Source organism: Acrocarpospora catenulata (assembly GCF_018476525.1).
Lineage (GTDB): Bacteria > Actinomycetota > Actinomycetes > Streptosporangiales > Streptosporangiaceae > Acrocarpospora > Acrocarpospora catenulata.
Map to the genome: position 1 here is coordinate 100319 of NZ_JAHCST010000023.1, position 23833 is coordinate 124151.

Sequence of the window (23833 nt, forward strand, 5' to 3'; positions counted from 1 at the left end):
TTATCGTGAGGAGTCCGGAAATGAACCACATTGTCATGAATCAGCCGCCGCCGTACACGGGCCACGACGTTTCCGCCGATCCCGGCCTGCTCGCCGCGCTCGACCGCGAGGGCGCCGGCTGGGCCGGGGAGGAGCTGGCGCGGCTCGGCGTGCTGGCGGGATCCGCCCAGGCGCAGGAGTGGGGGCGGCTGGCCAACGAGTACCCGCCGGTGCTGCGGACCCATGACCGGTACGGCAACCGCGTCGACGAGGTGGAGTTCCATCCGGCCTGGCACTCGCTGATGACGGTCGCCGTGGAGCACGGGCTGCACGCCGCGCCGTGGGCGTCGGCACGTCCCGGCGCGCACGTGGCCCGGGCGGCCAAGTTCTTCGTGTGGTCCCAGGTGGAGGCCGGGCACGGGTGCCCGATCTCGATGACGTACGCCTCGGTGGCGGCCCTGCGCCATTCACCCGGCCTGGCCGCGACCTGGGAACCCCTGCTGACCGCCCGCACCTATGACTTCGGGCTCCGCCCCGCCACCGCCAAGCAGGGCGTGCTCGCCGGCATGGCGATGACCGAGAAGCAGGGCGGCTCCGACGTCCGCGCGGGCACGACCAGGGCCGAGCCCCTGGCCGACGGCACCTACGCCATCACCGGCCACAAGTGGTTCAACTCCGCCCCCATGTGCGACGCGTTCCTGGTCCTCGCCCAGGCCCCCGGCGGCCTGTCCTGCTTCCTGCTCCCCCGCGTCCTCCCCGACGGCACGCGCAACGCGATGCACCTGATGCGGCTGAAGGACAAACTGGGCAACCGCTCCAACGCGTCCGCCGAGGTCGAGTACTCCGGCGCCGTCGCCCACCTGGTCGGCGAGGAGGGCCGGGGCGTGCAAACCATCATCGACATGGTCAACATGACGCGCCTGGACTGCGTGATCGGCTCCGCCGCCGGCATGCGCCTCGGCGTCACCCAGGCCCTCCACCACACCCGCCACCGCCACGCCTTCGGCCGCCCCCTCCTCGACCAGCCCCTCATGCGCAACGTCCTGGCCGACCTCTACCTCGAATCCGAGGCGGCCACCCTGCTCATGATGCGCCTGGCCGGCGCCACCGACCGGGCCCTGTCCGGTTCCCCGTCCGAGGCCCTCTTCCGCCGTACGGCCCTGGCCGCCGCCAAGTACTGGATCTGCAAGCGCGCCCCCGCCCACGCCGCCGAAGCCCTCGAATGCCTGGGCGGCAACGGCTACATCGAAGACTCCTGCCTACCCCGGCTGTTCCGCGAATCCCCGCTCAACGGCATCTGGGAGGGCTCCGGCAACATCGCCGCGCTCGACCTGCTCCGCGCGTTGCGTACCCCCGAATCCCTCGACGCGTACCTCACCGAGGTGAATCTGGCCGACGACCCCCGCATCGCCACCGCCGTGACCGACCTCTGCAAATCCCTGACCAATCCGGCCGAATCCGCCGCCCGCCACCTGGCCGAGCAGATGGCCCTCCTCCTCCAGGCGTCCCTCCTCATCCGCCACGCCCCGACCTCCGTCGCCGACGCGTTCTGCGCCTCCCGTCTGTCGCCCGACCGGAGCACGGCGTACGGGGCCCTCCAGAACATCGACCTGGATGCCCTTATCGGCCAAGCCGGCCACTTGGAGCGGACTTAACGGACCGGCCAATTGATGTACAAGAGTTCCCCAAGGCGGATTCCCTAACTTCACCTGTGCAGAGCCGGTGTGCGGAGGACGCACACCGGTCGGGACAGGTGAATGGAAATCACGTCATGAAAATCGTTTACAAGGTCCTCGCCTACCTCATCGCGATCGAGGTCGCCGTGCAGGCGTCGATGGTGGTCCTCGGCGACGCCGGTCTGTTCGTGTACATCGGAGAGGGCGGCGTGCTCGACAAGGCGACCGCGGAGAGCGGCGCACTGCAGTTCCCCGAGTTCTTCGCCTTCGTGGTCCACGGCATCAACGGGATGATGGTCATCCCGGTGATCGCGGTGCTCCTCCTGATCTCCTCGTTCTTCACGAAGATCCCCGGAGCGGTCAAGGCGGCCGGTCTGGTGGTCGTGCTGGTCGCGCTCCAGGTGACCCTGGGCCTGCTCGGTCACTCGATCACTCCCCTGGGCGCCCTGCACGGCATCAACGCGCTGCTGCTGTTCACCGCGGCTCTCTACGCCGCCCGCCGGGGCCGCGCCGCGGTCGTGAGCGCGCCCGCGCAGCCCGTGCACGCCGGCTGACCGCACGCGAACATGACCGGGACCCGCCGACGTGGCGCCCGCTTCCGCCTCGCGCTGGCGGGCGCCGCGACCATCGCGATAGCCGGTCCGCTGCTCTGGCTCTGGCAGGCCAGTCTGCTGCCGGACACGTACTCCGTCATGGACATGGGGTACGCGGACTACGGCGGCGCCCCGGCACACGGCTTGGAACACGGCTTGGAACACGCAGCCCACATGGCCGCAGGATCGGAGCGCAGCCTCACCTCCTTCACCGCCGACCCCGACCGCAAGGCCGACGTCGAGGTCACCCTGGTCGCCCGCAAGCAGCGGTTCCAGCTGGCCACCGGCCGCTCCGTCGAGGGGTACACGCTGAACGGCACCTCGCCGGGACCGGCCATCAACGCCACCGTCGGACAGCTGGTGCAGGTCCGGCTCGTCAACGAGTCGGTGCCGGACGGCATCACCCTGCACTGGCACGGCGTCGACGTGCCCAACTCCGTGGACGGGGTCGCCGGGGTGACCCAGGACGCGGTCGCCATGGGCGGATCGTTCACCTACCGCTTCGTCGCCGACCAGGCGGGCACCTTCTGGTACCACTCCCACCAGGTGTCCCACGAGCAGGTCCGCCGGGGCCTGCTCGGCGCGCTGGTGGTGGCCCCGGCCCCGCGGCCGCCCGCCGGCACGGTGGACACGGTGGCGCTGCTGCACCTGTACGACGGGGCCCGCACGATCAACGGGCGGGAGGGCGACGTCCACGTCGAGGCGTCCCCCGGCGCCCGCGTACGGGTCCGGGTGATCAACACGGAGAACGGCCAGACCTCCATCTGGACCGGCGTCCCGTTCCGGCTGGTCGCCGTCGACGGCACCGACCTGAACAAGCCCGATCCCGTACGCGACCTCGCCATCTCACTGACCGCGGGAGCCCGTGCCGACCTCGAGGTGACCATGCCGGAGGACGGTTCCCCGGTGCGGATCCACATCGGCGGCCCCACCGGCCTCGTGCTCGGTCGGGGACCGTCCGGCCCGCCCCCCGTGCCCAGGCCCGCGAAGACGCTGGACCTCCTGTCCTACGGCGCGCCGGCCCCGATCGGCTTCGACGCCGACCGGCCCGACCGGCGGTTCGAGTACGAGATCGGGCGCCGTCCCGGCTTCCTGGACGGCCGGCCGGGCGTCTGGTGGACCGTCAACGGGCGGATGTTCCCCGACGTACCGATGTTCGTGGTCGCCGAAGGGGACGTGGTGCGCATGCGCATCTCCAACCAGAGCGGCGAGACGCACCCCATGCACCTGCACGGCCACCACGCCGTGGTGCTCAGCAGGAACGGCGTGCCCGCGACGGGCAGTCCCTGGTGGGTGGACTCCCTGGAAGTGGCCAACGGCGACTCCTACGAGATCGCCTTCGTCGCCGACAACCCCGGCATCTGGATGGACCACTGCCACAACCTGCCGCACGCGGCCGAAGGGCTCATCGCCCACCTGATGTACGAGGGAGTCACCACACCGTTCACCGTGGGTGGGGAGGCCCGCAACCAGCCGGAGTGACGTCAGGGACCTAACGCCGCGCGCGCCTTGCGTGCCTGGTCCCGCCAGTGTGGCGAGCCGAGTAGCCCCGCGACGTCGGCGGCCACGGCGTAGTGTTCCGCGGCACGGGCGGGATCCCCCAGGTACTCCGCCAGCCGGCCCAGCGTGAGGCCGACGGGTCCGAACGTGATGGCCACGGAGTGCAGGCCGGCTATCTCCTCCTGCGCCGGGAGGAGGAGCCGGTAGCACTCCTCGGCCACCTCGCGGGAGCCGAGAGCCATGGCGTTGCCCGCGCGGAGCGTCAGGTTCATCGTCAGGAAGATGTCCCGCCTCGGCCTGCGGCGCTCCGGCCAGACCGACCGGGCCTCCGCCAGGCGCCCGGCGGCGACCAGAGCGCTGACGTAGAACTCGATCAGTCCCGGCGCACGGTCGCGGGCGACGGCCAGCTCGGCCACCGATTCGTGCGTACGGCCGCACACCAGGCGTACCGCGAATCTAGGAATGATCACCCAGATGTCGGCGTTCGGCTGTCCGGCCTCCGTCACCCGGTCGCCCACCACCGCATAGGCCCGCTCGGCCTGTTCGAACTCCCCGTCCAGCAGATGCCGGAGTGCGTCAAGGTAGGCGATGATCGCCAGCGCGAGGCCGAGCTGACCGCTCGTGGAGGATTCCACCAGCCGTCCGGCGTGCCGCTGGGCCATGGCCCAGTCGTTACCTCCGAGGGCGACACTGCACATGACGTAATGCCCAAGCGTCTGGTAGCCGAGCAGGCCGGCGCCGGTGGCGACCTGGAGCAGTTCCTGCCCGAGCGCCTCAAGCTCGTCCCGGCGATCGGGCACGAACATCACCCAGTAGCGCGCGTTCAACGCCAGGCACAGCAAGCGAGGGTCGCCAAGCCCGCGGGCGATCTCCAGGGCCTCGGCGCTCGCGGCTTCGGTGAGCTCGTCGTCGTGGCCCACCAGCTCCCGCGCCAGGGCGGCGAGCAGCCGGCAGCGCAGCTCGCCGGTCGCGGCGGGCAGGCTGCTCCTGATGGCCTCCACAAGGTCGATGTCGACCTCGAAATCGGTCTGCGAGATCCAGATCACCGGCGCGTCGTTGGCCACCGCGGCGCGGGCGACCGCGACCGGGTCGCCGATTCGCCGGGCGACCGCCAGCGCCCGCCGGCGACTGACCTCCGCCCGCGCGAGATCGCCCGCGCTCGCCTGCGCGGAGACCAGCCGGCACAGCAGGTCCAGCCGGAGTTCGTCGGCCGGCTCCGTCCCGAGGTCGAGGGCGTCCAGGGCACCCTCCAGCAGGATCGCCGCCTCCCGGTGCGCGTAGACGGCGGACGCCTGAGTGGCCGCCCTCCCCGCGTACTCGGCCGCGTCGCGCGCCGTGGCCGCGGTGGCGGCGGCCAGCGCGTGGTAACCGAGCGCACCGACGTCACCCGGCCGCAACCGCTCCAGCGCGGCGAGCACCTTCGCATGCAATCGGGTACGGCGCAGCCGGGCGATGTCCTCGTAAAGGGCCTCCCGGACCAGGACGTGCGTGAAGCGGACCTGCCCGGGACTGGGTTCGGTGAGCAGCCCGGTGAGCACACCCGCCTCCAGGCCGTCCAGCACCGTCTCCTCCTCGGCATCCTGGATGGCGATGAGCACGTCCACGTCGGCGTCCCGCCCCATCACCGCGGCGTTGCGCAGAGTCGTCTGGGCCGTCGCGGGCAGGCGGCCGATGCGCCTGCGGATGAGATCACGAACCCCGGGCGGCAACGAATGAGCCGCCGACGCCCCCTCGGTCGCCAGCAACCTGGCTGTCTCAGCCACGAACAGCGGATTACCCCCGGTTCGTTCGGCGACCGTCCTGGCTGTCGCCGCGTCCACCTCCATACCGGATCGTTCCGCCAGCAGGCGGCGGACGTCGTCCTCGTCCAGCCCGCCCAGGGTCACGTTCTCCGCCGTCTGCACGGCCAGCGCGGCCGCCGCCGCCGTCAGGTCCTCGCCCGCCTCCGATGGCCGATGCGTCAAGACGACCAGTACGGGAGTGTCGGCGAGCCTGGCCGCAAGGTGACGCAGCAACTGGAGCGTCGCGTCGTCGGCACGGTGCACATCCTCCAGCACCAGCAGCAGCGGCCCCGGCACGCTCTCCAGATAGTCCCCCACGGCCCGGGCCAGCCAGAACTGACCGACCTCAGCGGAATCCTCCCGCAACAGGGGCGCCAGCCGTGCCTCGATCCCGGGTTCCGGAGGACACACGGAGAACAGGTTCCGAAGGATCTCACTCCACGCCCAGGCGGGCGGCACACCGCCGAGCGTCTCCGGACACCGCCCGACGGCGACCGGCCAACCCTCCTCGCCGAGACGGCGCATCAGAGAGTCGGCGAGCGTACTCTTACCGGCGCCGGGCTCCCCGCCGAGCCAGGTTACCCGGAACCCACGCCTGGCCTGCTCCGCGGCCGCGACCAGGCGGGCGAACTCGGCCGCACGGCCGATCATGTGGCTGGGCGCGGTGAGGAGCGCCGGAGCGGCAGCCCTGGGCACGGTGAGACGGGCCGGGGCGGCAGGTCTGGGCGCGTTGGCACGCGCCGGAGCGGGGGCTCGGGGCGCGGCGAGTGCCTCACTGTGGGTGAGGATCTCGACCTCGAGGGTCCGCAGGGCGGGCCCCGGATCCACGCCCAGCTCGTCGGCGAGCGTGGCCCGGGTCCTGCGCAACGACGCCAGGGCCTCGACCTGCCGCCCCGAGCGGTAGTAGGCGAGGGCGAGCAACCGGACCGCGTTCTCCCGCAACGGGTGCGCGGCGATATGACGCTCCAGCTCGGGCACCATCTCCGCGTGACCGCCGAGCGCGAGTCCCGCCTCCGCGCGGTACTCAACGGCCATGACCCGCAGCTCCTCCAGCCGCGACGCCTCGGGCGCCGCCCACTCCTCGTTGGCGAACTCGCCGAAGGCGGGACCCTTCCACAGCGCCAGGGCCTCGTCGAGCACCTGCTGCGCCTTGGCCGGATCTCCCTCGTTGAGCAAGGCCACCGCGGCTTCCACGAGCTTGGGGAACCGCCAGGCGTCGACGTCGTCGGCGTCGAGCTGCAGCCGGTATCCGGGCGGGGCGCTCACCAGGACGGTGGCCGGGGTCCGCGGCGCCCTCCCTGGTTCCAGGGCGCGGCGCAGGTTGGACACGTAAACCTGGAGCGAGCTCAGCGCCCTGGGCGGCGGCTGGCCCTGCCACAGGCCGTCGATGAACCGGTCGGTGGAGACCACGTGCTCGCCCGCGCAGACCAGCCTGGCGATCACCGCCCGCTGCAACGGCGGGCCAAGATCGACCGGCCGTCCGTCAACCTCGGCATGGAACTGCCCGAGAACCCTCAAACGCACCATTTCGGGAGAAGAATATCGCCGATTTCCTCGGGATAAACAGGACGGCCCCACCCGACCGTCTCCAGAAGATCACGCTGATCCCGTTCCCGGCATCGGTGCATGCCACAACCGGTGCTGGACGAGTTCACCATGACGTCAGGGACGCACCGCGGCGAGCGCCTTGAGCGCCTGGTCCCGCCAGTGGGGCGAGTCGAGCAACCCCGCGACGTCGGCGGCCACGGCGTAGTGTTCCGCGGCACGGGCGGGATCCCCCAGGTACTCCGCCAGCCGGCCCAGCGTGAGGCCGACGGGCCCGAACGTGATCGACACGGAGTGCAGACCGGCCATCTCCGCCCGCGCCGGGAGGAGAAGCCGGTAGCACTCCTCGGCCACCTCGCGGGAACCGAGAGCCATGGCGTTGCCCGCGCGGAGCGTCAGGTTCATCGTCAGGAAGATGTCCCGCCTCGGCCTGCGGCGCTCCGGCCAGACCGACCGGGCCTCCGCCAGGTGCCCGGCGGCGATGAGGGCGCTGACGTAGAACTCGATCAGTCCCGGCGCACGGTCGCGGGCGGCGGCGAGCTCGGCCACCGACTCGTGCGTACGGCCGCGCACCAGGCGTACCGCGAATCTGGGTAAGCTCACCCAGATCGCGGCGTTGGGCTGCCCGGCCTCCGTCACCCGCTCGCCCACGACCGTGTAGGCCCGCTCGGCCTGTTCGAACTCCCCGTCCAGCAGATGCCGGAGGGCGCCAAGGTATTCGATGATCGCCAGCGCGAGGCCGAGCTGACCGCTGGTGGAGGATTCCACCAGCCGTCCGGCGTGCCGCTGGGCCATGGCCCAGTCATTACGTCCGAGGGCGACATTGCACATGATGTAGTGCCCGAGCGTCTGGTAGCCGAGCAGGCCACCGCGGGTGGCGACCTGGAGCAGTTCCTGCCCGAGCGCCTCAAGCTCGTCCCGGCGATCGGGCACGAACGCCACCCAGTAGCGCGCGTTGAGCGCCAGGCACAGGAGGCGGGGGTCGCCAAGCTCGCGGGCGATCTCCAGGGCCTCGGCGCTCGCGGCTTCGGTGAGCTCGTCGTCGTGGCCCACCAGCTCCCGCGCCAGGGCGGCGAGCAGGCGGCAGCGCAGCTCGCCGGTCGCGACGGACAAGCTGCTCCCGATGGCCTCCACAAGGTCGACGTCGACCTCGAAATCGGTCTGCGAGATCCAGATCACCGGCGCGTCGTTGGCCACCGCGGCGCGGGCGATCGCGAGCGGGTCGCCGATTCGCCGGGCGACCGCCAGCGCTCGTCGGCAACTGACCTCCGCCCGCGCGAGATCGCCCGCGTTCCCCTGCGCCGAGACCAGCCGGCACAGCAGGTCCAGCCTCGTGTCGTCCGCGGGCTCCGTCCCGAGGTCGAGGGCGTCCAGGGCGCCCTCCAGCAGGACCGCCGCCTCCCGGTGGGCGTACACGGCGGAGGCCTGGGTCGCCGCTCTCCCCGCGTACTCGGCGGCGTCGCGGGCCGTGGCCGCGGTGGCGGCGGCCAGCGCGTGGTAGCCGAGCGCGCCGACATCGCCCGGCCGCAGCCGCTCCAGCGCGGCGAGCACCTTGGCATGCAGCCTGGTACGGCGCAGCCGGGCGATGTCCTCGTAAAGGGCCTCCCGGACCAAAACGTGCGTGAAGCGGACCTGCCCTGGAGCGGGTTCGGTGAGCAGCCCGGTGAGCACACCCGCCTCCAGGCCGTCGAGCACGGTCTCCTCATCGGCGTCCTGGACGGCGATCAGCACGTCGACATCGGCGTCCCGCCCCATGACCGCGGCGTTGCGCAGGGTCGTCTGGGCCTTCGCGGGCAGACGGGCGATGCGCCTGCGGATGAGGTCGCGGACGCCGGGCGGCAGCGACTGGGCCGCCGACATCCCCTCGGTCGCCAGCAACCTGGCCGTCTCGGCCACGAACAGCGGATTGCCCCCGGTCCGTTCGGCGACCGTCCTGGCCGTCGCGGCGTCCACCTCCAGGCCGCCTGATCGTGCCATCAGCAGGCGGCGGACGTCGTCCTCGTCGAGCCCTCGCAGGGTCACGTTCTCCGCCGTCTGCACGGCGAGCGCGGCCGCCGCCGCCGTCAGGTCCTCCCCCGCCTCGGAGGGCCGGTGCGTCAGGACCACCAGGACAGGGGTGCCGGCGAGCCTGGCCGCCAGGTGACGCAGCAGCTGGAGCGTCGCGTCGTCGGCACGATGCACATCCTCCAGCACCAGCAGCAGCGGCCCCGGCACGCTCTCCAGGTAGTCCCCGACGGCCTGGGCCAGCCAGAACTGGCCGACCTCAGCGGAATCCTCCCGCAACAGGGGCGCCAGCCGTGCCTCGATCCCGGGTTCCGGAGGACACACGGAGAACAGGTCCCGCAGGACCTCACTCCACGCCCAGGCGGGCGGCACGCCACCCAGCGTCTCCGGGCACCGCCCGACGGCGACCGGCCAGCCCTCGTCACCGAGACGCCGCACCAGGGAGTCGGCGAGCGTGCTCTTGCCCTCGCCGGGTTCCCCGCCGAGCCAGGCCACCCTGAACCCCTGCCTGGCCTGCTCGGCGGCGGCGACCAGGCGGGCGAACTCGGCCGCACGGCCGATCATGTGGGCGGTCGGCGCGGTGGGATGCGCCGGAGCGGCGACGGCCATGGGCGCGGCGAGTCCGTCACTGTGGGTGAGGATGTCGACCTCGAGCGCCCGCAGTGCGGGCCCCGGATCCACGCCCAGCTCCTCGGCGAGGGTGGCCCGGGTCCTGCGCAGCGAGGCCAGGGCCTCGGCCTGCCGCCCCGAGCGGTAGTAGGCGAGGGCGAGCAACCGGACCGCGTTCTCCCGCAGCGGGTGCGCGGCGATATGACGCTCTAACTCGGGCACGAGCTCCGCGTGACGGCCGAGCGCGAGTCCCGCCTCCGCGCGGTACTCGACGGCCATGATCCGCATTTCCTCCAGCCGGGACGCCTCGGGCGCCGCCCAGTCCTCGTCGGCGAACTCGGCGAAGGCGGGGCCCTTCCACAGCGCCAGGGCCTCGTCGAGCACCTGCTGCGCCTTGGCCGGCTCCCCCTCGCCGAGCAGGGCCACCGCGGCTTCCACGAGCTTGGGGAACCGCCACGCGTCGACCGCGTCGGCGTCGAGCTGCAGCCGGTATCCGGGCGGAGCGCTCACCAGGACAGTGGCCGGGGTCCGCGGCGCCCTCTCCGGTTCCAGCACGCGGCGGAGATTGGAGACGTAGACCTGGAGCGCGCTCAGCGCCCTGGCCGGCGGCTGGCCCTGCCACAGATCGTCGATGAACCGGTCGGTGGAGACGACATGTTCGCCGGCGCAGATCAGCCTTGTGATCACCGCCCGCTGCAACGGCGGGCCCATATCGACCGGCCGTCCGTCGACCTCGGCACGTAACTGCCCGAGAACCCCGAAACGCACCATTTCTAGAGAAGCATAGGGCTCATTCCCGTGCTCGCCATGAACCGGAGGGAGCGCGTCAGTGACCAACGCCCTCATCCGCTGGAAGGACTCCAACTCGTCAAGCATTGGCCCAGGTCATCGCGAGCCCGCAGATGTGGGCATCCTCCGGTTCATGGCGGATGCCCACAGTCATGTGGCCGCTACTACGTTGCGACGGGTTCGAACCGCGCGAAGAAATGGGTGAGGACGCGCGGAGCTTTCACGAGCTTGTAGGCGGGAGATTCGTGAGCCCCGTCGACCACGTCCCCCATCGCTTCGATGACGTGGTCGAGATGGGCCTTTCCGTAGACCCGTCGCGGCAACGCGAGCCGGGCGCAGGAAAAGTCCCTGCTCACCAGGCTGCCGCTGGTGGGATCGACGGTGGTGAGATGGAACACTCCGGCGGACATCCGCACGCCGCCGTGCAGGTAGAGGTCGGCGATCAACGTGATGCCCGGGTTGTCGTCCGGGTTGAGATGCGGGTAGAGCCTGGCCACGTCGACGTACACACCGGAGCCTCCGGCGGGAGTGCTGACCGGCACGCCGATCTCGCGCATGCCGTCGTGCAGATATTCGATCTGTGCGACCCGGTGCCGGAGGTAGTCCTCATTCAGGGCCTCGCGCAGCCCGATCGACAGGGCCTGCAGGTCTCGGCCGGCGAGGCCGCCGTAGGAGGGGAAGCCCTCGAACAGCACCAGTCGTTGCCGGCACTCGTCCGCGAGTTGGTCATCCCGCACGGCGATGAAACCGCCGATGTTGACCAGGCCGTCCTTCTTGGCGCTCATCCAGCAGCCGTCGGCCAGCGCGAAGAAATCCCGGGCGACATCGGCGACCGGGCGCCCGCGCTGGCCGTCCTCACGCTGGGTCACCAGCCAGGCGTTCTCGGCGAACCGCGACGCGTCGATGAAGACCGGGACGCCGAACCGGTCGGCGAGTTCACGGACGCCTCTCATGTTCTCGAGCGAGACGGGCGAGGAACAGGCGAGATTGTTGACGAGGGTCGCGACAACGGCCGACACCCGGCCGTGGTGATGCTCCAGAGCAGCCCGAAGTTTGTCGAGATCGAAGTTTCCCTTGAACGGGTGCGGCTCGTCGAAATCCCAGGCGATGTCGGCCAGCAGGTCCACGGGTAGCGCGTCCCGATACTCGACATGGGCCCGGGTCGTGTCGAAAAGCGTGTTGCTGAGGACGATGCCGCCCGGCCTGGCGATGCTCTGCATCACCAGGTGCTCTCCGGCACGCCCTTGGTGCACGGGCACGATGTGGTCGTATCCGGTGATGTCCCGGACCGTCTGCTCGAAGTCGTCGTAGCTACGCGACCCCGCGTATGTCTCGTCACCGACCATCAGTGCGGCCCACTGCGTATCGCTCATGGCTCCGGTGCCGCTGTCGGTCAGCAGGTCGATGTAGACGTCCTGGGACTTGAGGTAGAACGGGTTGTACCCGACATCCCGGAGAAGTTGCTCCCGCTCGGCCCTGGACGGGAGCCGGATGGATTCGACGACTTTCGTCCGGTACGGTTCCTGGACGGGTTTTTTCGGTATCTCCCCATGTCGATCGATCATCAATTTGGCCTCTCTGTGCACTGGCGGGTTTTCCCTCTGGAAACGGGCAGGTATGGCATAGGGCCTGTGCCGATGGATCGGCACAGGCCCCGGTTCAGTAACACCAAGTGCTCTTTCCAGGCCTTGGCGTTCGCCCTCCCGTTCCGATATTCCGGACCCTCGGAGTCTTATGCGGGGACGGCTTCGATGATGGACGACTGACTTGCCGTCGGGATCACACGCGCCAGCCGGAAACCGGCCTTGCCGAGGAGGTCGCGGAATTCCTGTTCGGTGCGCTCACGCCCGTTCACGGCGACCATCATTTCCAGGTCAAGGATCTTCCCGGGCGAGAACTCGCCGCCCTCCGGGATGACGGAATCGACCAGCAGGAGCCGACCGTTCTCAGTTATCGCCCGGCGAATGTTCGTCAGGATCGTCCGCGCCGGCTCGTCCTGCCAGTCGTGCATGATGTGGCACAGGATGTAGCCATCGGCACTGGGAACGGTCTCGAAGAAACTACCCGAGGCCAGCTCGACGCGGTCGGTTATGCCGGCCTCCGCCAGGAAGGGCTTCGCCTGGTCGAGAACGTTGGGCGCATCGAAAAGGATGCCCGCCAGGCCGGGATTCGCCTGCAGGATCGACGTCAGTAGCGCGCCCTGGCCGCCGCCCACATCCACGAGGGTGCGGATCTGCGAGAAGTCGTAGGCCGCCGTGACCCCATGGTGCACTGGCCTCGCGAACTCGACCATGGTGTTGTTGAAGATTCTCCCCGCCTCCTCGTTCCTTTCCAGGAAGGGGAAGTAGTCCTCGCCGTGCGCGACACTCCATCCTGTCTCGCCGGTTTTCAGGGTGTGGACGATGTGGTTCCACGCGTCCCAGTGCCACTGTGCGGCGCTGTAGATGGCGGCATAGCGCAGGGAGTCGTCGGTATCCGACTTCAGCGTCGCGCCGAGCGGAGTCATCGCGAACTTTCCGTCCTCATCCTGCGCGAAAACGCCTACCGCGCTCAGCGCGCGGAGCAGGCGATAGAGAGCGTCCGACCGGGTTCCGGTCAGGGAGGCGAGGTCGGAGGCGGTACGCGACTGCTCGGCGAGGTGGTCGGCCAGATGTAATTCAGCCGCCGCGCGAACCGCCTGCGCGATCCAGGGAGCCATGAATATTTGGATCATCTGGGCGTGTACGGGAAGCCCGGTAGCCGCCTCGTGCTGAGATGCAGACATTTTTCTCCTTATCCGGTAATACGGGAGGCATGACGCCGGTGACTTGTTCCAGGTGTGAACCGAGCGACGAGTCACGGAACTCACCCGGGTCGGAGGTCGTGGTTATTCAGTGATGCCGGCCGTAGCCACCGGCCGCGCACCCGTCCCTCTACCGATCCGTCGGCGAAGGACACGACCCAAGATGGGCGGCGAGAAGAGAAACTGTGGCGGCGTCATCAGGTTCGCCACGCTGAGGAAGGCATTCCCGACCACTGAGTCGGTCTCGGCGGCGGCGTGCACCCAGTCGAGGTAGCCGTTGATGAACCTGATCCGTCCCGTACGTTGTCCGACCACCCCTGGGTAGGCCAGATCGCCGGTGACGGACATGTCCCATGCGGCGTCGATCACCTTACTCGCCGCTTTGAAGAACCGAGGGGCGAGCTTGTCGCGACCCTGCGCCAGGCAATGCCGCAGTTCCATCGCCTCAGCGGCCGCGACGGTCACTCCCTGGGCGTACACGGGATTGAACTGGCACAGGGCGTCGGCGAAGGCCAGATATCCGTCGGGCAGGGACCGCAGCCGCTCATAGCGCCTGCGCACACTGGCGGGGATCCGCATGCGTTTCGGCGGTCCCAGCGGTTCAAGCCGCCGGATGAGATGGTAGATGTCGGGCTTGGCCAGATCGGCCGCGAAGGCCGTGAACTCCTCGGGATCGGCGGACGGTGTGTCGTCGCCCATGCCGGTGAGGGTGACCAGCCAACGCTCACCCTCGGCCCAGACGGCGATGCCGCCGCGAGGGCAGGTCACCGTGGCATTGACGATGACGGGTTCGGTGTCGTCGCCCGGCGGACGACGGTATTGGCGTGTGCTGTAGGCCAGCTTGGGTTCGACTCGTTCCTCCTGCGGCGGCTCGTAACCCAGGCTCCGCAGCCAGGTCTCGCCCCGGTTGCCACGGCCGGAAGCATCGACGACCAGGTCCGCGTCGAAGTCCTGCTCAGCGCCCCCGCGCAAGACGCGGACCCCCCTGACCGACCTGTTGGACTCCTCCGCCAGCAGGCCGACCACTTCGGACGACGCATTGATCTGGACCCCTGTCCGGGCAGCCACCCGTTCACGCAGGTAGCCCTCCAGCAGTGGCCGACTGAGCGCCAGAGCGCGCAGTTCGGACGGCGCCGCCCGCAACAGTCGCCCGCCGAAATACCATCGAGCGTCCTGCTGAATGTCCAGCGCGGTGGCGCCGCGGCCGACCAGGTCGTCGGTGAATCCTGGAAAGAGTTCCTCAACGATCTCGCAGCCCTTGGCCAGCAGGGCCTGTGCCTGATGTCCCTGCGGCACTCCACGCCGCGGGACCGTGGCAGCGGGCAGTTCGTCGCGATCGAAGACGGTGACCCTCGGGAACGCGTCACTCAGGACGCGAGCCGCCAGAAGCCCACCGATGCCTGCGCCGATCACCACCGCACTGTCGTTGGTTCCCACCGGTGTCTCCCTCACTGTTCTCCTTGTCTTGTCGATGCGTCTTGCCGATGCGCTGGTGTTTTGGTTGTCATGAGTTGGACAGCTGTGGAATTCGGAGCAGGAAGCACGTGTCTTCCTGGTCCGGCACGCGGAACAACGGGAGCGTGAGCTTCCTGCGGTCGAGGGCGTAAAGGACCACCGGAAAGCGGTGGTCGACCTCCGCCGGACTCACCTCGGCCATGACTTCGGTGGCGAAGGCCTGGGTCTCGGATGCCGGTACGACCACGTCGCGCCGACGGACGGCGAGTTTGTCCGGCTGGGAACCCGTTCGTAGGAGCCAGTCCCGGTAGGTGGAGTCCACCGCGGCGTCCCGCCCGGGCTGGAAGTTCAGCCCGGAGAGCACACGATCGTCTGCCGGGCGTTCCACGGTCACGTAGGAGACCATCTGGAGGTGGTAGTTGCATTGCGACCCGGCGCCGGGCAGGGCCAGACCGGTGATGTGGTCCGCCCCCCGGTTATTCGCGACGGCCAGGTGGTCGGAGAGCTGGTCCGCCAGGTTCGCGTAGGGCAGGGTATAGACGCGTACGTGTGAGGGGGCGGGGACGAGGCGGACGGTCGCCCGTACGATGAGCCCGCTTTGGCCGAGGCCGCCGAGGACCGCTCCGAACAGGTCCCTGTTGCGCCATCGGGAGCAGGTGAGGAGTTCGCCTTCGCCGGTGACGACCTGCACCTCGTAGGTGTTGTCGATCTGCAGCCCGTAGCGGAAGGTGCTGCCGCCGACGCCGCCCGTGGACAGCGTGCCGCCGACGCTGAGGCCGAGGTGGTCGGTGAGCACCGGAGGCGTGCGCCGGTGGGGCAGGGTGTGGTCAAGGACGGCGCTCCACAGGATTCCCGCACCGACGGTGACGCGGTCCTCCTCCAGCTCGTGGACGGCCGCGAGCCCGCTCAACTCCAGGGCGATGCCCTCGGCGACCTGCGACTGTCCCTGATCGCGCGCGGCGACGGGAATCCCGTGCTCCCGGCAGAATCTCACCACTGTGATGACGTCCTCGACGTCCTGTGGCCGGACCACGGCAGCTGGTCGATTTCTGATGTCGGACGCGCTGTCCAGGGCTTCCGGAGTGGTGGTGAAAGTGCCGCGGAGCTGCGACGCGAGCCCGCGCAGCAAGTTGCCTCTCTCGGATGGTTGCGTGCCGGGCAGCGGCACATGAGCTGATGACATGTGAACCCTCTGGGGATGTTGGCGAGCGTGCGCCCGGCGCACACGATCACGGCGAGGAGCGCCGGCGGAGAGCGATCCAGGCGGAAACGGTCATGTCTCCCGGCTCGTCCACTACTCGATGCTCACAGGGCCGACTACCCGGCAACCCGCGTGAACCGCGTAGTCGGCGGGCGGCTACTCACGTACCAGCTGCTCCGCAACCCACGTGAATCGCGTAGGTCACCGCCTCCGCCGTCCCGTGCAACCCCCCATGGTGCGCGACAAGTCATCACTAAGTGGTGTCGCCACAATCAGGCGCATGAGGCCGAATCACTGGAGAGTTACCGTTCCCTCCCGGCTGCGGCGATCGGGCGTCGTCTCCTCCCGCGGGGAACGGGGAGTTCATGGACTGGCCCTCGATCTCGGCTCTCCGTCATGGAGGCAGGCTGACGACAGCCGGCAACCTGGCGAACCCGGCCGTTTCGTCGGCCGTGACCACGAGCTCGGCCGCTTCCGGGAATGTGCCGAGCGGGTCCGCTCCGGGCTGACCGAGGTGGTGGTCGTCGAAGGTGAGGCCGGGATCGGCAAGACATCTCTGATCAATCGGCTGTTGCAGGATCTGGATGACTTCCTGGTATTGCGGGCCACCGGCGACCGGAGTGAAACCGATCTTCCGTTCGGTGTCGTCGACCAACTGACCAGGTACGTACCGGGTGATCAGCTGGAGGGGTTCACGCTCCTCGGCCGGGACGCGCTGACTCCGTACCCCGGGAACCACATGTCGCCCTTCTCGGTGGGGGCACAGTTGACCCGCCTGCTGGACCAGCTTCAGTCCGGGAGCCCGATCGCTATCGTCGTCGATGACGTGAACTGGGCCGACGACTCCTCACAGCGGGCGCTGGCCTTCGTGATCCGGCGCTTGTGGGCTGACCGCGTGCTCCTGGTGTTCGCGCTGCGCCCCGAAGAGGTTTCCTCGGCCGTCGTGGACTGGCGGCGGCTGGTGGCCGGCATTTCCAACGGTCATCGCCTGGTTCTGGACACGCTGTCCCCGGAGGATGTCACCGAGTGGGCGGAGCGGGAGTTCGCCGGGCGTTCCCTCCCGCCCGGTACGGCGGAGGCCCTCCACCATGTCACACGAGGACATCCGCTCTACCTGCAGACGGTCCTGGCGGAGATGACCAACCCTCGCCTCGTCCCCGCTCCTGTGCCAGGGCCGCTGTCGGCGGCCCTCCGGCAGTTCGGGCACCTGCCGGTGCATTCCCGGGCCCTTCTCGAAGCGCTGGCCGTGCTGGACACCTGGGTTCCGCTCCGGCTGGCCGGCCATGTGGCGGGCCTGGACGACGCGGAGGCAGCCGTCCAGCCCCTCATCGACGCGGGGTTCGTCCAGCGCCGTACCGAGGGACCGACGAGCAGTGTGTCGCTCCGGCACGACCTCCAGCGGGACGCGGTGGTGAGCACGACCTCCCCGCAGCGTCTTCGCGAGCTGCACGCCGCGGCGGCTCCGCTGGTGAGCGGACCCGCCAGGTGGCGGCACCGGGTCGCCGCCGCCGGCGCGACGTCTCCCGGCCTGGCCGCGGAGTTGGAGGAGGCCGCGGCGAAGGCCCTCGAAACCGGCGATGTCGAACGAGCCGCCACCTACCTGCTCTGGGCCGCCGACCTCCTCAGCGACCGCGAGCGGCGCGAGCGGCTGCTGCTGACGGCCGCCGCCCATCTGATCTGGGTCGACAAGTTCTCGCGGGTGGAGCAGTTGATGGACGAGGTGCGCTCATGCGAGCCCACCACGCTCCGGGATCTGGTCATCGCGGCTTTCGCCACCTCTCAGCGGGATTCCGCGGTTTCGGACGTGCGACTGGCACAGGCGATGGAATCGGCCGAGGCCGCTCCGGACATGGAGTGGGCCGCCGCCATGGCAGGTATCCGGCTGGGGACGTATTTCATCATCAATGGGCAGGGCGAGGAGGGCGCACGATTCTCGCGACGAGTGCTGCGGATGAATTCACTAGGCCTGCATTTGGCGCGCCGCGCCAAGATCAACCTCATCTACAGTGCCGGCTTCCACGGAGCGCGGGCGGCCCTGCGGCAGTTGGATGAGTCCTACGGCCCGACGCCGTCCGAGTCGGAGGACTTCAAGGCGGACCACCTCATGTGGCGCGGCATCTACCGTTCCCTGGCCGGCGAGTTGCGGTCCGGCGCCGAGGACATCCAGAGCGGCCTGGACCTCGGAAAGGTGATCGGCCAGTCCATGCTCGACGAGTTCGGGCAAATCCACCTGAGCCTTATCCGGTATCTCTCCGGCGCCTGGGACGACGCGGTGATCAGCGCCCGGAAGTCCATCCTGGTCCAGTCCACCGAAGGCAGACCCTGGCTCTACGCGCATTCGTACGGACTGCTCGCGTCTGTTCACGCGGGACGCGGTGACTTCGTCTCAGCCGAGAGGTGCGCCCGGACGGCTGATGACTCCCTGCTCGGCGTGAGCTGCCTGGCCTGGGTGGTCATGGCGAAGGCCGCCATCTGCCAGGCCAAGGGTGACCATCGGGCGACGCTGGACGCGATGGGTCCGCTGACGGACCTGCCGGAGACCGCCGGGCAGCTGCTGTTCGAGTTGTGGTGGGCGCCGATGCACGCGGAGGCGCTCATCGAGTGCGACCGGAAAGCCGAAGCGGAGAAAGCCCTGGAGCGCCTCAAGACGCTCGCCGCGGACACCCCCTATCTCCGCCTCGCCCAGTCCTGGTTATGCGGCAGATTCGCGGAGCGGAACGGCGACCACAGAACCGCTCGAAACATGTACGAGCGCGCCGTGCGATCTCCCGCACACATCGACGAGAACCCGATCCATCGCGCGTTCGCAGAACAGGCCTACGGCGCGGCTCTGCTCGCCGAGGATCATGCGGAGGACGGTTACGCCTGGCTGGTCGCCGCTCGCGACCGATTCGTGAGTGTCACGGCATTCGCATTCGCACAGCGGTGCGAGGAGCGACTCGCGGGCGCACAATATCCTGAGCCGTCCACGGCCGACAAACTGGCGGGAATGACAGAACGCGAACGCCATGTCGCCCATCTCGTGGGCAACGGGCTGACCAACAAAGAGGTCGCGGGCGAACTGTTCATCAGCACACATACGGTCGACTATCATCTGCGGAACATCTACGCGAAATTGGGTATCAGTAACCGTCACAGCCTGCGGGACCACGTCCGGGGTGTTTCGGCGCGCCGGACCGGCATGTACCCCAGGGCTGATGCGTTTCTCAATCGGTGAGACCGGAAATCCCGTGCCGTAGACCAGGTCAATGATCTTCCATGCTGGGTGGGAGCTCACCCCCGGCCCTTCTCGCAGAGCCAGGCAACAATCCCCGTGACCTGGCTCTTGTCATCTTTCCCGCGGTCTCTGAACGAGATCCGGATCGCGCCGCCGCTACCTCTCTCGAAGCGCTGCCGGGAGGCCGGACCGGAGGGGTGGAAACAAGCTGCCAAGCAGCTTGCTGCTAACCGGTGGGCTCTCCCGATATCGCGGTCAGACCAGCAGAATTGCCATGTAAGGCCTCCTCTGGCAAGGCGATTCTGACTGCGGGATGAGATTAACGTGACCTCCGATCTCTAACCTTTCGCCAATCTCGACGGTGCGACATGACCGTTGGATCGGGCCGTTCCTCTGCATTTCATCATCCCGCCCGGCGGCTATTTCGGCATGGCTTGGCGGGCCCCACAACAAATGTGCGGATCCTCGACAGAAGTCCGATCCGGCAAGAGCAGCAGAAATCGTACCCACAGCGCCGGCGCGGCGCGCGGCCACACTCACGGAGGGGACGCAATTTACCATGACGAAGCTTATCGACCAGACCCCTGAAGATCTGAACCAAGTGAACGGGCCCTCGCTTGCCGAACAGTGGTTCGGCGACGTCGCGACGGCCGGTATGCGGGCGCTCTGCAAGGCGCTCGAACTGCCTGACGACTGCCGTGAAACGGCGGATCAGCTGGTCCCGGCCTTACTCGGCGACTGGTATTCGCGACGCTTTGGAATCACCCCTCCCACCTCCACCGACATCACCGACGACGGGTCGCCGTTCGAGTACTCGGTGGTGGTGGCGGCCCCCCGGCCGGAAGTGCGCCTGCTCGTCGAACCGCAGTCGCCACAGCAGCCGACGAACCCGGTGTCGAACTGGGTGGCGGGCTGGGCCACACTGCGGTCTCTCGAAGAACAGGGCCTGGTCGATCTGAGCAGCGCCGAAATCGTCCGCGACCTCTTCGAGCCGCGGTCCGGCGACGCGGGGTTCGGACTGTGGCTGGGAGCGGTCATCCGTCCGGGCGGTCAGCCGATGATCAAGGCGTACTTCGATCCCAACACGGACGGAGCCGACAACACCTATCTCGTGGTGGCCGAAGCGATGGAACGGCTCGGCTACGCGGCGGGCTGGACCTGGCTGAGCCGTCACGCGCTGGAGAACCCGAGGATCCCGATTCCCTTCGTCTCCCTGGATCTCACGGACGCCGACGACTCCCGCATCAAGGTGTACGGGGGCGCGGCGGCACGGGACGCCGCCTCCCTGGACGACTACCTCATCCCTCTTCCGGGCTATGTGCCAGGGACGGCGCGGAAGTTCAGTGACGACCTGCTGGGTCCCGGCACGATCTTCGACCAGCGCCGCCCCCTGATCTGCTGGGGCATGACGTCCCGCGACCGTGAACGCCCGACGCAGGGGACCCTGCACCTGCCGGTCCGCTGCCACGTCGACAACGACCAGACTCTTGTCCGGCGCATCCATCGGATGCTGCCCGCGTCGGACGCGCAGGCGTTGGAACGCGCGGTGCGCGCGGTCGCCAACCGGCCGTTGACCGCGGACTCCGGACTCATCGCCTGGGTCTCCCGGAAACTCGGCCCCGGTGCGCCGCACGTGACCGCGTACCTTTCGGTCGAGGGCTACCGAGGCACCCCCGCATGACCGGGGCCACCGGTCGGCGCAAGGACCAGCACCTCGACCTGTGCGTCTCGGAAAGGGTCGAGCCGACGGCGAACGGCACCCTGCTGGACTGCGTGGACCTCGTCCACTCCGCGATGCCCGAACTCAGCGTCGACGACATCAACCTGGAGTCACTGCTGTTCGGCCGACGGATCAAAGCGCCCCTTGTCATCACCGGCATGACCGGAGGAACGCCACGCGGCGCCCAGGTCAACCGGGACCTCGCGAGCGTCGCACAGCACGCCGGCGTGGCCTTCGGTGTCGGCAGCCAGCGTGCGATGGCGGAGGACCCGTCCCTCACTGCCTCCTATCGGATACGTGACGTCGCGCCCTCCATTCCCATCATCGGAAACATCGGCCTGCGGCAGGCCGACCAGCTCGGCGCCGACGGGGTCGCCAGACTGAAGGACGCCATCGACGCGGATGGCATGGCGCTGCACCTCAACGTCGCGCAGGAGCTGACCCAACCCGAAGGAGACCGCGACTTCCGCGGCGGATACGCACTTGTCGAACGCCTCGTCCAGCGGCTTGAGGGCGCCGTGCTGGTCAAAGAGACCGGCTGTGGCATCTCCCCTGCCGTCGCCCGGCGCCTGATCGACTGCGGGGTGACCGTGATCGATGTCTCCGGGGCCGGTGGCACCTCCTGGGTTCGCGTCGAACAACTCCGCACCCCGGGAAACCATGAGGATGAGGACATGGCCCGCTGGGGCATCCCGACGGCGGCCGCCACCCTGGCCTGCCGGAACATCCTCGGCGAGGCGCCCGTCATCATCGCCTCCGGCGGCATCCGTACCGGGCTGGACGCGGCACGCGCCCTGGCTCTCGGCGCCGACCTGGTCGGCATGGCCTTGCCGCTGCTGCGCGCCTGGGACGCCGGCGGCGCACCGGCCGCCACCGAGGCACTCGACCGGTTCATCGACGGCATCCGTCACGTCACCCTCCTCACCGGGTGCGCCGGGGCGAACGAAATACGCCACGCTCCCAAACTCATCCGCCCCCCGCTGACCGACTGGCAGCGAACTCTTGTCGTGAATTCCATCGCTCACGGGGTTCCAGCGGTGGCGGCGAAGCACTGACCCTCGACATGACTATGGAGTGCGGCATGGAAGATTCGCGGCTTGCCGTCGAACGCCACGATTGGGCGGCGCTGGCGGAGCCCTACCGGATCAAGGTCACCGAGCGGATACGTCTGCCGGACCGGGCCGAAAGGGAGGCGCTGCTCGCGGCGGCCGACTACCTGAGCATTCGTATCGACGCCGCCGATGTGTTCATCGACCTGACGACGGACAGCGGCACCGGCGCCATGAGCGACAATCAATGGGCCGCACTCCTACGGGGCGACGAATCATATTTCGGGTCCAGAAGCTATCTCAGGTTCGAAGCCGTAAGCCGGGAGGTCACCGGCTATCCACACATCATCCCGACCCACCAGGGGCGAGCCGCGGAGAAGATCCTCACCGAACTGCTGGTACGCCCGGGGGACATCGTCCTCGGCAACACGCATTTCGACACGACTCGGGGTCACATTCTCCACAGGCAGGGCGTTCCCGTGGACTGTGTCGGCGACTTGGTATGGGATTTCAGCACACCGGGTGACTTCAAGGGGAACTTCGATTTGAAGAAGCTCGAGTTGGCGCTCGAACGCCACCATACCCGGGTGCCCTTCATTCTGATCACCGTGGTCAACAACATGGCATGCTCCGCACCCGTGTCAATGGAGAACATCCGCGGCGTCAAAAAACTCGCGGACCAGTACGGTGTCATGGTTCTTTTCGACGCCTGCCGTGTGGCGGAGAACGCCTACTTCATTCAGCAGCGAGAGCCGGAGTTCGCCGACGCCGCCATCTCCGACATCGTGCTCGAAATGTTCTCCTACGGAGACGGCTGCTGGGTGAGTGCCAAGAAGGACGCCAACGTCAATATTGGCGGATTTTTCGCACTTCGCGATGAGGTGCTCGCCACCCGGGCCAAAGAACTTCTCGTCCTCCACGAGGGCTACCCGACGTACGGCGGTCTCGCCGGCCGCGATCTTGAGGCGATGGCCGTCGGGCTCCACGAGGCGATGGACCAGGAATATCTGGCTCACCGTATCCGGCAGACGGCCTATCTCGGGAAGCGCATCGCCGAGGCGGACGTCACCGTCAGCATGCCCACCGGAGGCTCCGGTGTTTTCATCGATGCGGCATCGATATATCCGCATCTTTCGGCCGAACAGCTTCCCGCAGTGGCGTTCGCCGCGGACATGTACCTGGAAGGGGGAATCCGGATCGGCGGATCACTCTTCACCCTGAAGACCATAGACGTCGAGAGCGGGGAGATCGTTGAACGGCCCTTCGCGCTCTCGCGGCTGGCGATCCCTCGACGCACCTACACCCAGGGACACCTTGAGTACGTCGCCAACGTCGTCGCCGAGGTGAAGAGAAAGGCGCCGGGAAACAAGGGCTACCGCATCACGTACCTGCCGGAAACCATGGGTCACTTCTTTATTCGATTTGCTCCCCTTGGCTAGTGACAATTTTGCGGGCGCGCACATCTGCGGATGTTGCGGCCCGCTTTTCAGTGAGGAGAAGGAATGAGGCGGGCAATCGTCCTCGGGGGCAGCATCGGCGGAGTGATGGCAGCCCGGGTGCTGAGTGACTACTTCGACGACGTGACCATCATCGAACGCGACGACCTGCCGGTGGACCGCCCTCGGTCCGGTGTTCCGCAGAGCGCGCACCTGCACGTTCTGCTGGACGCCGGCAGAGTGCAGCTGGACAGGTGGTTCCCCGGTTTCTCCGTGGGCATGCTGTCGCGCGGGGCGGTGCTCTCCGACAACGGCTCCAACTCGGTGGACTACGTCAACGGTCATCGCAAGGTGGCTCTGGCACAAATTCCGGATGCTGTTGGTGATCTTTGTAGTGTCTGGCGTTCTTGTTGAGTCCATGGTTGTCTGAGGGTGATTTCACCGCGCCGTTCTGTAGCCGTTCTGCGGAGGTGGACGGGTGTCGATGGGCGGGGATA

The 23833-nt window shown here is 68.5% G+C and carries 14 protein-coding genes; 8 read left to right on the plus strand and 6 right to left on the minus strand.

Annotated features, from left to right (window positions below):
* Nucleotides 1-20: 20 nt before the first annotated feature.
* The 3 genes from KIP79_RS23830 (at nt 21) to KIP79_RS23840 (ending at nt 3730) form a co-directional block, all read left to right on the plus strand.
* Nucleotides 21-1634, plus strand: coding sequence for an isovaleryl-CoA dehydrogenase (locus KIP79_RS23830; RefSeq protein WP_214107120.1), 1614 nt, complete (start codon nt 21-23; stop codon nt 1632-1634).
* A 116-nt stretch (nt 1635-1750) separates the two neighbouring features.
* The gene (locus KIP79_RS23835; RefSeq protein WP_214107121.1) at nt 1751-2209 is read left to right on the plus strand and encodes a hypothetical protein; all 459 of its coding nucleotides are present in this window, start codon (nt 1751-1753) and stop codon (nt 2207-2209) included.
* A gap of 12 nt (nt 2210-2221) precedes the next feature.
* Entirely contained in the window at nt 2222-3730 is a 1509-nt protein-coding gene (locus KIP79_RS23840) for a multicopper oxidase family protein (protein WP_214107122.1), read from the plus strand.
* Nucleotides 3731-3732: 2 nt separating this feature from the next.
* Here KIP79_RS23840 and KIP79_RS23845 read toward each other — a convergent pair whose 3' ends face one another.
* The 6 genes from KIP79_RS23845 to KIP79_RS23870 form a co-directional block, all read right to left on the minus strand.
* On the minus strand, nt 3733-7056 hold the full coding sequence (locus tag KIP79_RS23845) for an ATP-binding protein (RefSeq protein WP_214107123.1): 3324 nt from the start codon (nt 7054-7056) through the stop codon (nt 3733-3735).
* Nucleotides 7057-7191: 135 nt separating this feature from the next.
* Nucleotides 7192-10458, minus strand: a complete 3267-nt coding sequence (locus tag KIP79_RS23850; RefSeq protein ID WP_214107124.1) for an ATP-binding protein — start codon at nt 10456-10458, stop codon at nt 7192-7194.
* 182 nt (nt 10459-10640) lie between these two features.
* Nucleotides 10641-12041, minus strand: a complete 1401-nt coding sequence (locus tag KIP79_RS23855) for a tryptophanase (protein ID WP_214107125.1) — start codon at nt 12039-12041, stop codon at nt 10641-10643.
* 167 nt (nt 12042-12208) lie between these two features.
* Nucleotides 12209-13174, minus strand: coding sequence for a methyltransferase (locus KIP79_RS23860; protein ID WP_214107126.1), 966 nt, complete (start codon nt 13172-13174; stop codon nt 12209-12211).
* Between the two features lie 168 nt (nt 13175-13342).
* Nucleotides 13343-14695, minus strand: a complete 1353-nt coding sequence (locus KIP79_RS23865; RefSeq protein WP_214107127.1) for an FAD-dependent oxidoreductase — start codon at nt 14693-14695, stop codon at nt 13343-13345.
* A gap of 67 nt (nt 14696-14762) precedes the next feature.
* Nucleotides 14763-15842: an FAD-binding protein gene (locus KIP79_RS23870; RefSeq protein WP_214107128.1), complete on the minus strand. Its 1080-nt coding sequence runs from the start codon at nt 15840-15842 to the stop codon at nt 14763-14765.
* A 352-nt stretch (nt 15843-16194) separates the two neighbouring features.
* Between KIP79_RS23870 and KIP79_RS23875 the strand changes: the two genes are divergently transcribed.
* From KIP79_RS23875 to KIP79_RS23895, 5 genes are all read left to right on the plus strand, one after another.
* Entirely contained in the window at nt 16195-19131 is a 2937-nt protein-coding gene (locus tag KIP79_RS23875) for a helix-turn-helix transcriptional regulator (RefSeq protein ID WP_214107129.1), read from the plus strand.
* 559 nt (nt 19132-19690) lie between these two features.
* A complete protein-coding gene (locus KIP79_RS23880) occupies nt 19691-20812 on the plus strand; it encodes a tryptophan dimethylallyltransferase family protein (protein WP_214107130.1) in 1122 nt (373 codons plus the stop codon).
* Nucleotides 20809-21906 carry a type 2 isopentenyl-diphosphate Delta-isomerase gene (gene fni / locus KIP79_RS23885; RefSeq protein ID WP_214107131.1) on the plus strand — a complete coding sequence of 366 codons (1098 nt, stop codon included), beginning with the start codon at nt 20809-20811 and terminating at the stop codon, nt 21904-21906. The genes KIP79_RS23880 and fni overlap by 4 nt, the downstream gene beginning before the upstream one ends.
* Before the next feature lie 26 nt (nt 21907-21932).
* Nucleotides 21933-23339 (plus strand): tryptophanase, encoded by a 1407-nt coding sequence (locus KIP79_RS23890; RefSeq protein ID WP_214107132.1) that lies wholly within the window; start codon nt 21933-21935, stop codon nt 23337-23339.
* Nucleotides 23340-23402: 63 nt separating this feature from the next.
* Entirely contained in the window at nt 23403-23750 is a 348-nt protein-coding gene (locus tag KIP79_RS23895; RefSeq protein WP_214107133.1) for a hypothetical protein, read from the plus strand.
* The last annotated feature ends 83 nt before the right edge of the window (nt 23751-23833 follow it).

Coding starts and splice junctions, on each gene's coding strand:
- KIP79_RS23830 (WP_214107120.1), top strand. CDS start 21: ATGAACCACATTGTCATGAATCAGCCGCCGCCGTACACGGGCCACGAC.
- KIP79_RS23875 (WP_214107129.1), top strand. CDS start 16,195: ATGAGGCCGAATCACTGGAGAGTTACCGTTCCCTCCCGGCTGCGGCGA.
- KIP79_RS23890 (WP_214107132.1), top strand. CDS start 21,933: ATGGAAGATTCGCGGCTTGCCGTCGAACGCCACGATTGGGCGGCGCTG.
- KIP79_RS23855 (WP_214107125.1), bottom strand. CDS start 12,041: ATGATCGATCGACATGGGGAGATACCGAAAAAACCCGTCCAGGAACCG.
- KIP79_RS23895 (WP_214107133.1), top strand. CDS start 23,403: ATGAGGCGGGCAATCGTCCTCGGGGGCAGCATCGGCGGAGTGATGGCA.
- KIP79_RS23840 (WP_214107122.1), top strand. CDS start 2,222: ATGACCGGGACCCGCCGACGTGGCGCCCGCTTCCGCCTCGCGCTGGCG.
- KIP79_RS23835 (WP_214107121.1), top strand. CDS start 1,751: ATGAAAATCGTTTACAAGGTCCTCGCCTACCTCATCGCGATCGAGGTC.
- KIP79_RS23845 (WP_214107123.1), bottom strand. CDS start 7,056: ATGGTGCGTTTGAGGGTTCTCGGGCAGTTCCATGCCGAGGTTGACGGA.
- KIP79_RS23860 (WP_214107126.1), bottom strand. CDS start 13,174: ATGGCTCCCTGGATCGCGCAGGCGGTTCGCGCGGCGGCTGAATTACAT.
- fni (WP_214107131.1), top strand. CDS start 20,809: ATGACCGGGGCCACCGGTCGGCGCAAGGACCAGCACCTCGACCTGTGC.
- KIP79_RS23850 (WP_214107124.1), bottom strand. CDS start 10,458: ATGGTGCGTTTCGGGGTTCTCGGGCAGTTACGTGCCGAGGTCGACGGA.
- KIP79_RS23880 (WP_214107130.1), top strand. CDS start 19,691: ATGACGAAGCTTATCGACCAGACCCCTGAAGATCTGAACCAAGTGAAC.